The organism is Arthrobacter sp. EpRS71 (assembly GCF_001512285.1).
Lineage (GTDB): Bacteria > Actinomycetota > Actinomycetes > Actinomycetales > Micrococcaceae > Arthrobacter.
Genome location: NZ_LNUV01000003.1, coordinates 284294 through 298523, shown reverse-complemented (window position 1 = coordinate 298523; position 14230 = coordinate 284294). Strand labels below are relative to the sequence as shown.

Sequence of the window (14230 nt, the reverse complement as noted above, 5' to 3'; positions counted from 1 at the left end):
CTATCCCACGCGCCCAGCGGTCAACCAAGGAAACCCGAGACCGGGCTATCCATTGGCTTTGACAGCGTACTGTCTCGGTGCCCCGGGGCGCGATGGGGACAACTGCCCCGCCGCGACTCCTGGCTATGGTCAGCAAGGCGGCGCCCCCAAGCCCGCAGGATCGCCCAAATGGGTGTGCCCTGCGATGATGTACCGGCCAACGTTGCGGTACGACCCGGACTCAATCCGCCACCACCGGTGCATCCCGGTCCAGTTGTCCGATTGGTCGATGTAACAGCGGACCACGATCGCGCCCTGATCGGCGGAGGCCATCCAGGGAGGCGTGTTGTTGCTTTGGCCATCACAGGTGAACTTTTTCGGGTCATAGTTGGCTCCACCCAAAGTAAAGCTGCAGGACCGCACCACCGCACCCGGGTTCATGGTGGTGGTCCACTGGCCTTGCCGTCCGGACGTCGCGCTGGCAGTTGCTACGGGACCGCCGGTTCCCAACGAGTTGAAGGTCTGCACATCAATGGTGCGGGTCTGCTCCCACCCGCCGGTGTTGATGGTCCGGCTACCCGAGGCGGCTACGGTTTCCCAGCCTCCCCCGCTAATCCTGATTTTGGTGGTCTTGACGTCGTTGGTGGCAGCAGATGGCGAGGACCAGTTCAGAGTGACTGATTGGTTGTTCAGGCCTCCGCCGGTCCCCGACGCCGACGGCGTTCCGGGCGCACCATAGGGGGTGGCGGAAGCGGGAGCGCTGGCATCGGAGCTCGGCGCCACTGACGAGTGTGCCGTGATGGTCACGTTGGTCGCCTGCCCGTTGCTGAAGCCGCCTACCGTTTGTCCGGGTTGGATCGCACCTGTGCGGCCCGCTGCCGAGTAGCTGTAGCTCACCTCGCTGGCCGACGAACCGTTTCTTTGCGCCGCACTCAAAACAGTGAAGTTGATGGTCAACTGTCCACCTGCAGCGCCGGTGTTGGCCGGCGTCGCACTGACGTTGCCCACCGTGCCCAGCTTCCCCGTGGCACGGCGCGGCGCGGAAGAAGCGCTGACTGCACCCTTCCCGGCCTTGTTCTCAGCTTGGACGGTGAAGGTGTAGGCCGCCTCCGAGTTGCCGGCCGTGAAGGTGGCTGTGCGCACGGTGCCGGCAACGGTCTGGGTTTGGGCCGCGCCGCTGCCACCGCTCATGGTCACGTAATAGTTCTTGATGGGATCACCGTTGATGTTCGGCTCGGCCCAGTCCACCCGCAGCTGGTTCTGCGAACCAACGGAGGATACGACGGCGGTACTCGGCGCCGCAGGTGTCCCGGGGATTCCGGCAGGATGGTCCTCTGCTGAATAGAGTCCCCAGTCGGACGGGCCCAGGTCATTGACGGCCTGCGCTCGGACTTTGTACTTCACGCCGTTGGTCAACCCGGGCCAAGTGAAGCTCAGGCCCGTTACTTCGTTCTTAACAGCGATGCCGTTGGCCGGCGGCGGGGAGATCTCCAGGTTGTAGTGCTTCACCGGGGACCCCTCGGTTTTTGCGGGAGTCCAGGTGATGGCCAGGTCCTTATCCCCGGCTTTGACAGCGGGAACGTCCGGGGGTGATGGCTTCTCATCCGGAGTGATCTCGTTGGAGGGCACGGAGGGCTGGGATTCGCCTACTTCATTGGTGGCAACCACTGTGAAGACGTACTTGACGTTGTTGGTCAGTCCAGTCAACGTACACGTCGTCGTGGGGCATTCTTGCTGGAAGCCGGCCGCTTTCACCATGTACTTGGTGATGACCGCTCCATTGTCCGAGGGCGGCGCCCACTTGAGGACGGCCGTTTTACTGCGGACGTCCGTAGCAACCGGCGCCGAAGGAGCATCGGGTTTGTCCCGCACCGTGATGCGGACCCGCCCTACGGCCTGGCGGCTTGGGTCATCAGTCTTGTCCTTGATGGTGTACCGCACCACCAGGACCCCCTTGAAACCATCGGCCGGTGTCACCGTAATGGAGTCCCCTCCAATGGCCGGCTCACCTGACGCGGAACCGGTCTCGACCACGGCAGACACCACGGTCAAGGGTTCGCTGAAGGGGTTGAAGTCGTTGCCCAGAACGTTGATGGTTTCGGACTTGCCGGCGTTGGCTTTGTCCACCACGTCATCGTTGGCTGCCGGTTTCGGCCTGTTGGAAGAGACCACCGAGACTGTGACGGCTGCCTTCACTGGCTCCGAGCGGCCGTCCGTTACCTTGAGGGGCACAGTCCCCCGGGCCCCGGGGTTGAGTGATCCTCCGGGAGTGACTTTCAGAACGGTGCCATCCACCCGTGCATCGAATCCACCGGGTAGTTCGCCGTCCACACTAAAGGTGAGCTTGCCTTGGTCCTGCTCGTCAACGTCCGCGGCGAGGTTGGCCAGGTCCAGTTCAGTCGTGTCCCCCTTGGGTGCTTCAAGGGTAGCTCCGCTGAAGGTGGGGGCGTGATTGGCGTTGGGGTTCGGAAGCACTCTGGTCTGGATGGTCAAAGTGGACTTCAAGCCGTCAGCGTCGTCCGGACCAGTTCCATCGGTCACTTCGAAAGTCAAGGATCCCGGTCCCACATACTCCGGCTGGGCCGCATACCGCAGCGCGGTGCCGTCGCCCACAATCACATTAGTGGAGTCGGCGCCAAGGACCCGGATCTTGTCCGCCACCGTAATCCGGGGCTGGCGCCCATCCCTGACCTTGACACGATCCTGGAGGGCCAGTGTGATCTCCTGCCCCGCTGTGACCTCCACGATGTCAGTGGCGGAAAGCGTGGGGTACTGAAGTCCTTGGCCGGGAATCCACATGACGGCAGTGGCTGACTGCCCATCGATGTCGGTAACGGTGTAGGGAATCAACTGGTCCTGGGGCAGCAGCGTCACCACCACGTTGCCAGCAGCCCCCAGGCGGGCGTTCGGGTTTCCGTCGGGCAAGGAGATGGTGAGATCCTCCGCCACGCCGTCAGGATCGGAGTCGTTTTTCAGAACAGGAACATCCACTGCTGTCTTACCCAGGGTTTCAGCAAGCGTGATTCGGTCGTCCACCGCCACGGGAGCATGGAGCGGCGCCGTAGGACTGGTCTGGACGCGGATGACAGCTGCCGCTTCAGCTTTCTTGTCGTCCTGGATCCGGTAGCTGATGCTTTCCGTCCCGGTAACACCTGGGGCTGTCAGCACCACCTTTCCTGCGGCAGCTTCAGCTTGGAGTTCCGGATTGGCGTCGAGCGTCGCCACCAAACCGATGGGATCGCCGTCGGGGTCTGAGTCGTTCTTCAGAGCGTTCACCGCGACGCGTCGTCCCGGCCGGACATCGATGACATCGTCCACAGCGATGGGTTTCTGGTTGTCGGCTTCGGCCGGCGCAATGCCCACGATCACAGTGCCGGTGTTTTCCGCACCAATTCGATCCCGCACTCGGTAGCTGAAGGTGTCAGTCCCGGCGGACGTGCCCCCGGCAGCGAACTCCAAGTACCCGTCCCGGAGGATGGCTGTCCCCAACTCCGGGGCTTTGTCGATTCCGATGAGCTGCACTGAGTCGCCATCGGCGTCGATGCCATCCAGGGGAACAGGAATCTTCACTGTCATCCCGGCAACCACCCGGGCTGTCAGGTTTCGCGGCTCTGGCCTGGTGTTCGTGGCGTCGTCGCGGGCGCGGATCCGGATGGTGACTTGCTGTGAGTCAGATTGGCCCGAAGAGTTGCTGACCTTGTAGATCGCGTAGACCGTGGTGGGCTGCTCTCCCGCGATGTACCGCAGGGTGTTCCCCGCAACGAAGATTCTGCCCGCGGTCTCGTCCGGCTGCTGTGCCAGGACAGGATCCAGCGTCAGTTCGCCGCCATTGGGGTCAGTGTCGTTGTCCAGGACCGGAATGGTGACCACGTCACCCACCCGGACGGTCACTTCATCCGGCTTGGCCTGGGGTGCCTGGAGTTTGGTGGGCGCCGGCACAACCTGGACTGAAATCTCCCCCGTTGCCGAAGCCTTGCCGTTGGAGATGGTGTATTTCAAAGAGAGCTGCCCTTGGGCCCGGACGTCGGTGATCTTGATGACCGAATGGTCCAGCACCGCAACCGAAACCGGCAGCCCGTCAGCCGCCGTGACCGACTGGACCACCAAGACGCCCCCACTCGGGTCCGAGTCGTTGCCCAACACGTCAACCACGGTGCTGCCGCCGCTTGGCAGGAGGGCAATATCGCGAACGGCCACCGGTGCGCCGTCGCTGTTCCCGGACACCACGTCAACGCGAACCAACTGCTGAGCGCTGGCAGGGCCATTGGTCACCATGTAGGTGACGTAATGGGCGCCGACGGTTGTTGAGTTGAAAGTGAAGGTCTGTTGGTCCGGACCCACCACCGCGGTCGACTGCGCGTCCGGCTGTGCCTGAGCCAGCCGCAAAGTACCGCCCTGGGGATCGGTGTCATTCTTGAGCGGCGCGATCACCGTGTCCTGGCCCGCCACCGCAACCACGTGATCTGCATTCGCGATAGGCGGCAGCGCACCGGGAGCACGGACGTCAACGCTGATCTGCCCCTGGGTGGTCAGCGACCCGTCGGAGACACTCACGGTCAGGGTTTTACGGCCCGGCCCAGCCCCAGCGTCTTGGAAGGTGAGCAAGCCGTCCGGCCGGATCCGGGCCTGGTCAGCGGGATCGCTGCTGGAGACAGCAACGGCGAAGAGGTCGTCGCCGTCGGGGTCCAGCCAGTCGGTGAGGACAAACTGGCTGGCGATCTTACCGCTCTGGACCACAAGTGCGTTGTTGCGGTTGGGTTTGGGCTGGGGGGCGTTGTTTTCCTCCGGCGGGACAACCCGGAGGCTCACGTCCGCGCCGCTGGTACCTCCACGGCCGTCATCCACCGAATATTTGAACGTTTCCGAACCCGTGGTTCCCACCGGGACAGCGATCTGGAAGCCGGTGCCACCATAAACGGCGGATAAAGCACCGGACCTCAACGGCTGACTACTACTGACTGTCAGGACGTCGCCGTCCGAATCGGCGTCGTTGTCCAAGACCGGCAGGAGGGTCGTCTTGCCGGCGCGCACTCCGAAAGAGTCCGGTTTGGCCACTGGCGGCGTGTTCGGTTTGCTTCGGTCCGGAAGGACCGTCTGCTGGACTTCGTCCGCAGAGTCCTTGTCGGCGTCGTCCGATGTCTGTTGGGGCGGGATGACGTCATCCCAGTTGTTGACCAACTGCATGTTCTGGTTGACCATCCAGACGTTTCCGGAATTGACGTCGTTCAGAACCACAAGATCGCGGTTGACCCGGAAAACGTACGACGGCGACGCACTCGCCTTGGGAACATCGGCGCGGCGGCTATCAGCCTCGTTGCTGCATTCGCGGATGTACTTGTTGGCACCGGACCAGGCCGCGTAGGTGCATGTTCCCAACTGAACGGGCGCTGCGGGAATGCCTTCGGCGTCGGGCCGGACGGTCTTGGCGGTTCCACCGTCCAACGGCTGGAGGAGAAGAGCTTTGGTAGTGGCGATGGCAACGAAATCCGCAGCCGGTCCCGGTTGCTGCAGTTTGGCGTCGCGGGCGTCGTCCAGGTGAACGGTTGCGCCGCCCGGCAGAACGATGTTTCCCGAGGCTTCATTGAGGACCACTGCTTTGTTCCCCACCGCCGTCAGCTGAAGGTCCCCCGCGCCCTTAAGCGCATCATCGGTGCGGACCTGCGAATCCACTGATTTGCCGTTGGCGTCCACCTTGGTGGCTGTGACGCTGCCGGACTCGGGATCCACGGTGTGGATGGTGTCGTCCACGCCAACAACAGAAACGATTCCGGGCGATTGCTCGAACAGTGGTTCGGACTCATCACTGAACCCACCCACGGATCCTGCGGAAAGTGCCCAGACCTTGCCTTTGGAGGGATCGGTGACTGCCAGAACTTTGTGGCCGAAGCTCACATCCGCTGAGCCGGGCAGTTTTTGGTCCCCGCCCAAACGCATGTTCGCGGCGCTGACAGGGTTGATGGTGGCGCCCTCGGGGTCATCAATGAAGACGTCGCCGGCCTGCTGGAGGACGTCAAAATCCTTACTGGCCGGAGTCACCGCCCCGTCCAGGGACTTAGAGGGGTAGTTGAGCCTTCCGGCGGCATTCTTGGACTTGCTGACTACCCAGACGCCGCCATCGTTGAGTTCCACTTCGGTGGTCTTGAACCCCGGGTAGAGGATGGCACCGGTCACGAGGACCGCGGCAGCAACGGAGAACGCGGTTGCCGCCATGACCTTCCGCCGGCGATTCTTGGCACGGCGGTTTCCGGATCCGTCAGGCAGAGCCATCCACATTCCCCCACAATTCAGGCAGCCCAAGGTAGCCGACGCCACACCCCACGGCCATTCACGACACACAAACAACGCTAAGACTACCGGGTTAATCCAACGTTTTGCTAAGTCGTGACGTAGTTCTCAGCAACCGCAGATATTCCAACGCTCTCTCATATGACAACCCTTAACGCCGATCGCTCTCTCACTTTCGTGAAGAGAGTGAGAGAGCGATCGGCTGAAACCCGAGGGACGTGAGAGAGCGTGCGGCCCGGACGGGCCGTCAGCGCGTTGATTAGTCCAGCACCAAACCCTTGCCCCGTCCGCGGGCAAGCATCACGGGATGGATCTCACCGAAACCGCGGACGTTCTCCGACTTTTGGGGAACCAGGACAAAGCGATCATCCTGGCCCAAAGCAGCAGCGGTCATAGCGTCCACGAGGACCGTTCCGGGCTGCGCCAGCGTGGTGAGCCGGGCGGCAAGGTTGACTGTAGGTCCGTAGATATCGCCAAGCCTGGACAGGATGCGGCCCCACACCATGGACACCCGGCACTGCGGGAGGATCTCGTCTTCAGTGAAGGCCTGCGCCAAGGCCAAGGAAATTTCGGCTCCGGCTGCCGGGGTCTCAGCGATGTACAGCACTTCGTCGCCCACGGTTTTGACCAGCCTGCCGCCGCCCACTGAGATGATTTCGGCGCACTTGTTTTCAAAACGCTGCACCAGTTGGGCGAGCGTTTTCTCGTTCATCCGCCGGGACAGGCTGGTGTAGGAGACAAGGTCAGCGAATCCCACGGCCCGGGCCAAAGGCAACGGCGAATCGTCTTCGTCACCTTCCCGGCCCTCCTCGCTGGCCTGCAAACCGGCCTCGGCCCGAACGGCAAGGCGCTGGACGCCTGCGTTAAGCTGGCGGCGGTAGGAGTACACCAGGATCTCTTCGAGGGAATCCACCAGCGCGGGCAGCTGCCCCACCAGTTGCTTGCGGGCCACAGCATCAGGGATGCCCTGCTCGGACACCATGTCCTCAACCAAAGCCTCGATCTGCCACACCACCATGCGGTCCGTCATTTGCCCGATGGAACGGGTCACCGAGATAGCCGCCTCCTCGGTCAGGAGGCCTGCCCGGACCAGATCCAGGATGCTGGACAAAGCAGCCTGGTCACGTTCAGTGAACGCGACATCCTCATCACCAAAGTTGGGGAATCCCAGCGCGCGCCAGATCTTCCGTGCGGACAGGATGGATACGCCCGCGCCGGCAGCAACTTCACGACGCCGGAGCTTGCGTTCCCCGCCAAGGAGCTTCGCCTCAAGCGCTTTGATGGCCAGGCGCTCCGCGGACATCACGCCAGTGGGCGGACCAGTGGGCACCGACGCCGGAGCAGGCCCGGCTTCAGTGTCCTCGTCCACGGAAGGCTCCGGTACGGCGTCGAACTCCTGGTCCAGGTCCTCGCCGGACTGCTGATCCTCAACGCTCATCTCTTCCACCTTCTCTCAACTCCCACGGCAATTCTTCAAAATCCCTCAGTATTTCACCCTCAAAAACTTCACCTTGCGGGAGTTCGTCCATCGCGTCAAGAATGAAACCCCGGAACTTTCCCACGTCAGGAACATCGGCCAGGACGGCTGTCCCGGAGTGCCCGGTATCCAAGGATATATTCCCCGAGTGCAATGTCCGTTGGAGCATGCTCTGATGGACGCCCACGTTCCGGATGGCCATCAGCGATACCTGCCAATCATTGCGCCGAAACATTCCGTTCCTGGCAAGTACACGCCTGCTCGTCAGGATGTACTTGACCGAACGCCACCGCAAGACCCGCTTGAGGCTGTACCCGGCAAGGAACCACCCCGCGAGGACAAGCACCCCGCCCACAAGCCACGGCGTCCACTCCACCGTGATGAAGGGCGCAAGCCGCTGCGGGTTTTCCCTCACGATCCAAGCACAGGCAAAGCCTGCAACGGCAGGAACGGCGATGAAGGCCAGCAGTGGAAAGAAGAGTGAGCGGGCCTGTTGGCGCGTGATGGTGATGACCTGCTCCCCCGGGAGTAACTCTTTACGCATAACCGCTCTCTGTGGCGCGCAAGTGCACCACATCGCCGGCTGTCACAACGTGCTCCCTGCCACCATGGTCCACCACCAGCAACGAGCCGTGCTCGTCCAGGCGTGAGGCATGCCCCACCAGCTCGTGATCCCCTGGCAGGTGCGCCCGCACCTCGCGGCCCAACGTCACCATTGCCGACTCAACACGCTTATGAAGGGATGGGCCACCCACCAAACCGGCGGCGGGGTCCCCTTCGGAGTTGCAGAAGCTGCGGTAAAGCCGGGTAAAGCGTGACAGGTAACTCTTCAGCAGCGCGGTGCGGTCCGTCGTCGTTGCACCTTCCAAGGCGAGCGAGGTTGCCGTGGGAACCGGAAGCTCTTCCTCGGCCAAGGACACGTTCAGTCCAACGCCAAGGATGACCGCAGGAACGGAGCCGTCGCCCAGAGGAGTCATCTGCGCCAGAATGCCGGCCACCTTCCGGCCGTTCACCAGGACGTCGTTGGGCCACTTGATCTCAGCGGTGACGCCTGCCGTTTCCTGCAGGGCTTCCCGCAGGGCGACAGCAGCAAGCAGCGAAAGCCAGGAGTAGCTCTGAGTCGGGACCGGCATGCCCTCGGCCGTGACCGGCCGCAGCACCATGGAGACGGAAACCGCAGACTGCTCGGGTGATTCCCAGTGGCGGTCAAGCCGTCCACGGGCAGCCGTCTGGTGTTCGGCGGTCAAGACGGAAAGGTCAGCCCACTTTTTGGGCTCTACCGTCACAGCACGCACGAGGTCCTGGTTGGTGGACCCCGTGGATTGGACAATGTTCAGCTGGGAGATGCCCGTGGCCGACAGGAAGTCCGGCTGAAGCAAGGCTTCGCGGTCCAGAGCTTCGCGACCTGGGGCTGTCCGTTCCGGACCGGAGGTGGGGACCATTCCGGACAAGGCTTGGGGTTCGCTGCTGTCTGGCTGTTGGGCATCCATAGCTGAATCCTATCCAGTTGCAGCGTCCCCGGGATGATGACTGCCCTGAAATGCGTCTGGGAATCCGCCCAGAGAATCTACTCAGAGGAAGATGTCCGGCACCAAACGGTCTTCGGGCGCGCCGAGGCTATAGGGAGTGAAGTCCTGCACGCCGGCAGCCCGCAGCACCTCCTCGTCCGTGTAGAAGTTCCCTGTGGAGGCCGGGCCCGTCAGCACGGCGTGGGCCGCGTCAGCCATGATTTCCGGCCCGCGTGCCGCCTGCACCATCTGCTGCCCACCGGGCATGTTCCGGATCGCGGCGGTGTCGATCAACGTGCAGGGCCAGAGCGAGTTGACGGAGACGCCGTCGTTCTTCAGCTCTTCGGCGAGTCCCAGGGTGGTGAGGCTCATCCCGTACTTGGCCATGGTGTAGGCCAGGTGCATCCCGGCCCATTTGGGATCCAGATTCAGCGGCGGGGACAGGGTGAGGATGTGGCCATGGTTGGATTCCCGCAGTGCGGGCAGGGCCAGTTTGGAGAGCAGGAAAGTGCCGCGAACGTTGATGTCCTGCATGAGGTCGTAGCGCTTCATGTCCACGGCGTCGGTGCGGGACAGGTCGATCGCCGAGGCGTTATTGACGACTGCGTCAATCCCCCCGAAACGCTCGACGGCGGCGGCGACTGCAGCGGCGACGTCGTCATCATTGCGGACGTCCCCCACGAGCGGCAGGGCCTGGCCCCCTGCTTCCACCAGGTGTTCCGCGGCGGTAAAGACAGTGCCCTCGAGTTTGGGATGAGGATCGCCGGTCTTCGCCATGAGCACAATGTTGGCGCCATCGCGGGCAGCACGGGTGGCGATGGCCAGGCCGATGCCACGGCTGCCGCCGGACATGAGGATGGTCCTGCCCTTGAGGGAAGCTGTTGCCACGTAGGGGCTGGTGCGTTGCGTGTGACCCTCTGTGGAGGCGGAGGAAGCGCCGTTGCTTGAAGTCATGCAGACACTCTAACCCAACTATGTTACTGGCGGGTAACATAGTGATGCCTTTGGCTTGGGCGCGGAAAATTGTAGGGTTTCTACAGCGGTTCGCGGCAAAGGCGTCACTAGACTGGCCTGCGGGGCCTGTTCTTTGTACGGAAGCTACTTAAGTCAGCTTCTTGTCCGTACCCGGGATTGCGCCAGCGAATATCAGCTACAGAGCCGGAGACACTTGATGAGCCACGATCTGACAACGACAGCGGGAAAGATTGCCGACTTCCGCGACCGCCAGGCCCGTGCAGAGCAACCTTCCGGCCCGGAAGCGATTGAGAAGCAGCACGCACGCGGCAAGAACACAGCCCGCGAACGCATCGACCTTCTGGTGGACCCGGGGTCCTTCGTGGAGTTCGACGCCCTGGCAGTCCACCGCTCCACGGCCTTCGGCATGGAGAAGAAGAAGCCGCTCGGCGATGGCGTGGTCTCCGGATACGGCACAGTGGATGGCCGACTTATCGCCATCTACAGCCAGGACTTCAGCGTCTACGGTGGCTCGCTGAGCCAGGTCAACGGCGAGAAAATCGTCAAGGTCCAAGAGTTCGCCCTGCGCAACGGTTGCCCGGTGGTGGGCATCAACGACGGCGGCGGCGCACGAATCCAGGAAGGCGTTGCCTCCCTGGCCATGTTCGCGGACATCTTCCGCAACAACGTCCACGCCTCCGGCGTAGTCCCCCAGATCTCCCTCATCATGGGTCCGTGTGCCGGTGGCGCCGCCTACTCCCCCGCCCTGACCGATTACGTGGTCATGGTGGACAAGACGTCCCACATGTTCATCACCGGCCCGGACGTCATCAAGACCGTCACCGGCGAAGACGTGGACATGGAAACCCTCGGTGGGGCGCGGCAGCACAATGCCACCACGGGTACCTCCACCTACCTTGCTTCCGATGAAGCCGATGCCATCGAATTCGTCCGCGAACTCCTGGATTTCCTCCCCTCCAACAACCTGTCCGAAGCCCCTGTGGTGGAGCACGACCAGGAGCTGGAACTCAACGAGGACGACCACGCACTGGATGCGTTGATTCCCGATTCAGCCAACCAGCCGTACGACATGCGCAAGGTCATCGAGCAGATTGTGGACGACGCACACTTCCTCGAAATGCAGTCCTTGTACGCACCCAACGTCATGATCGGCTACGGCCGCGTTGAGGGACACACCGTGGGCATCGTGGCCAACCAGCCCATGCAGTTCGCGGGAACATTGGACATCTCGGCATCCGAGAAAGCCGCCCGGTTCGTCCGCCATTGCGACGCCTTCAACATCCCCATCATCACCTTGGTGGACGTCCCAGGCTTCCTGCCCGGCAAAGACCAAGAGTTCCAGGGCATCATCCGCCGCGGCGCCAAGCTCCTCTACGCCTACGCCGAAGCAACCGTTCCCAAGCTCACCGTCATTACCCGCAAGGCCTATGGTGGCGCGTACATCGTGATGGGTTCCAAGAAGTTGGGCGCAGACCTGAACCTCGCATGGCCCACCGCCCAGATCGGCGTCATGGGCGCCCAGGGTGCCGTCAATATCCTGTACCGCCGCGATCTCGCTGCCGTCGCCGAAGCCGGAGGTGACGTGGAAGCCAAGCGCGCCGAGATCATCAAGGGCTACGAAGAAGAACTCCTCAACCCGTACCAGGCAGCCGAACTGGGCTATGTTGACGCAGTCATTGCTCCCTCGGAGACCCGCCTGCACATCATCCGCGGACTCCGCGCCCTCCGGGACAAGCGTGCGAGCCTGCCCACCAAGAAGCACGGAAACATCCCGCTGTGAGCGCGCCTAAGCATCGCGCCGACTCTGTGCCTGACCAAGAGCCGGCCACTCCCCTGTTCTCGGTGGTTAAGGGCGAGCCGACGGCCGAAGAGCTCGCGGCGCTTGCCGCCGTCGTGGTTTCTCTGGGTGGCCAGCCGGAGGCGGCCTCGTCCACACCGAACGTCCGGCACTGGGTGCGTCGCCAGCAACTGCGCCTGGACCCCACTCCGGGCCCTGGTGCATGGAAGCGCAGCCGGGGCTAATTCCCACACTCGTAGAAAAGTTCAACAACCCTTTCACGCACGCTGAAGCGCGGCTAGGCTCTGTGGGTGACTACTGCAAACACCCCCGTACGCCCGAAGTCCGCCATCGATGCCGTCGCTGACGCGTACACAGAAAAGCTGATCGAACTCAATCCCAGCTTCGCCACCACGCTGGGCCTGCCGGGACACGAAACCGAATACCAGGACTACTCCCCCGCCGGCCTTGATTCGCATGCGGAGGCAACCAAACTGGCCTTGGATGCTTTGGCGGGACTTGAGCCTTCCGATGACGTGGACGCCGTCACCCTGGACGCCATGCGCGAGCGCCTCGGCCTGGAACGTGAGATTCACGAGTCAGGCTGGGATGCAGCCGACCTCAACAACATCGCCTCCCCGGCGCAGGACATCCGGGCCATTTTCGACCTCATGCCCACGGAAACGGTGGAACAGTGGGAGCACATCGCCGGCCGCGCCGCCAACGTTCCCGGGGCAATTGAGGGGTACATCGTTTCCCTTCGCTCGGCTGCTGCCGACGGGAAAGTGGCCGCCGCCCGGCAGGTCCGGATTGTGATCGAGCAGACCGGCCGCTACGCCGCAGACGACGGATTCTTCGCCAAGATGGCTTCGACGGCCGCCGTCGGTGGTAAGCCGCTGCCCGCAGATCTTCAAGCCAAGCTCGACGCCGGGACTGCGGCCGCGCGTTCGGCCTACAGCGCCTTGGGCGACTTCCTCAGGGACGAGCTTCTCCCCGTAGCCCCGGAAAAGGACGCCGTGGGCCGCGAACGCTATGCGCTGGCCTCCCGTTCATTTGTAGGCGCGGAAATCGATCTGGAAGAGACCTATGCCTGGGGAGTGCAGGAGCTCGAGCGTCTCATCAGCGAGCAGGAGAAGGTTGCCAACCAGATTAAGCCCGGAGCATCGATCGAGGAAGCCAAGAGCATCCTCAACAACGATCCCGCACGCCAGATCAACGGCACGGCCGCCCTCCAGACTTGGATGCAGGAACTCTCCGATCGCGCCGTCGCCGAGCTGGCCGACGTCCACTTCGATATCCCGGACGTCATGAAAACCCTCGAATGCATGATTGCCCCCACCGACGAGGGCGGCATCTACTACACCGGCCCCTCTGACGACTTCTCCCGTCCCGGCCGCATGTGGTGGTCCGTACCGGCAGGCGAAGACACCTTCACCACCTGGTCCGAAACCACCACCGTGTTCCACGAAGGCGTCCCCGGCCACCACCTCCAGGTCGCCACGGCAACCTACCGCCGCGAACTGCTCAACAACTGGCGACGCAACGTCTGCTGGGTCTCCGGCCACGGTGAAGGCTGGGCACTCTACGCCGAACAACTCATGCTGGAACTGGGCTACCTCAAGGACCCGGGCGATCACATGGGCATGTTGGATGGCCAGCGCATGCGCGCCGCCCGGGTGGTCTTCGACATCGGCGTGCACCTGGAACTGCCCGTCCCCGAACGCTGGGGCACCGGCACCTGGACACCGGAGAAGGGCTTCGACTTCCTTAAAGCCAACCTCGACATCAGCGAAGGCCAGCTCCAGTTCGAATTCACCCGCTACCTCGGCTGGCCCGGACAAGCGCCGTCGTACAAGGTGGGCCAGCGATTGTGGGAACAGATCCGCACCGAGCTCGAATCCCGTGAAGGTTTCGATCTCAAGTCCTTCCACAGCAAGGCCTTGAACGTCGGCTCCGTGGGCCTGGACGTTTTGCGGCGGGCGCTGCTGGGCTAGAAAGTTGCTGCGCGCGGCGGGCTCCAGTTCCCTCCTCGCGCACCCCTTCGGCGCTAGGGTCGCACCCGTTCCCGCGGATCGCACCAGAGGTTACGGGTGCGATCCGCGGGATGGGGTGCGCCAGCGGGTGAAGGGATTGCAGCGCACTCGGAGATCATCGCCACACTGTTTCCGGGAATAACTTCACAAAAACCCGCGCCGGGCCCGCAAATTAGCGGCTCACGATCGAGGGCAG

The 14230-nt window shown here is 63.0% G+C and carries 8 protein-coding genes; 3 read left to right on the top strand and 5 right to left on the bottom strand.

What is annotated here, in order from left to right:
• Positions 1–129: 129 nt before the first annotated feature.
• The 5 genes from AR689_RS04205 to AR689_RS04185 all read right to left on the bottom strand — a co-directional run bounded on the left by AR689_RS04205 (position 130) and on the right by AR689_RS04185 (position 10203).
• Entirely contained in the window at positions 130–6246 is a 6117-nt protein-coding gene (locus AR689_RS04205; protein WP_062068597.1) for an Ig-like domain-containing protein, read from the bottom strand.
• 277 nt (positions 6247–6523) lie between these two features.
• Complete coding sequence (locus AR689_RS04200; protein WP_062067238.1) at positions 6524–7702, bottom strand: adenylate/guanylate cyclase domain-containing protein; 1179 nt, start codon at positions 7700–7702, stop codon at positions 6524–6526.
• Positions 7692–8285 carry a PH domain-containing protein gene (locus AR689_RS04195; protein ID WP_062067233.1) on the bottom strand — a complete coding sequence of 198 codons (594 nt, stop codon included), beginning with the start codon at positions 8283–8285 and terminating at the stop codon, positions 7692–7694. The genes AR689_RS04200 and AR689_RS04195 overlap by 11 nt, the downstream gene beginning before the upstream one ends.
• Positions 8278–9231, bottom strand: a complete 954-nt coding sequence (locus tag AR689_RS04190) for a biotin--[acetyl-CoA-carboxylase] ligase (RefSeq protein ID WP_082697792.1) — start codon at positions 9229–9231, stop codon at positions 8278–8280. Before AR689_RS04190 ends, AR689_RS04195 begins: the two co-directional genes overlap by 8 nt.
• Before the next feature lie 81 nt (positions 9232–9312).
• Complete coding sequence (locus AR689_RS04185; protein ID WP_062067230.1) at positions 9313–10203, bottom strand: SDR family oxidoreductase; 891 nt, start codon at positions 10201–10203, stop codon at positions 9313–9315.
• A gap of 217 nt (positions 10204–10420) precedes the next feature.
• Here AR689_RS04185 and AR689_RS04180 point away from each other — a divergent pair, with 217 nt between their 5' ends.
• The 3 genes from AR689_RS04180 to AR689_RS04170 all read left to right on the top strand — a co-directional run bounded on the left by AR689_RS04180 (position 10421) and on the right by AR689_RS04170 (position 13995).
• The gene (locus tag AR689_RS04180) at positions 10421–12004 is read left to right on the top strand and encodes an acyl-CoA carboxylase subunit beta (protein WP_062067227.1); all 1584 of its coding nucleotides are present in this window, start codon (positions 10421–10423) and stop codon (positions 12002–12004) included.
• Complete coding sequence (locus AR689_RS04175; protein ID WP_062067225.1) at positions 12001–12246, top strand: acyl-CoA carboxylase epsilon subunit; 246 nt, start codon at positions 12001–12003, stop codon at positions 12244–12246. Before AR689_RS04180 ends, AR689_RS04175 begins: the two co-directional genes overlap by 4 nt.
• Before the next feature lie 66 nt (positions 12247–12312).
• A complete protein-coding gene (locus AR689_RS04170) occupies positions 12313–13995 on the top strand; it encodes a DUF885 domain-containing protein (RefSeq protein ID WP_062067214.1) in 1683 nt (560 codons plus the stop codon).
• Positions 13996–14230 lie beyond the last annotated feature (235 nt).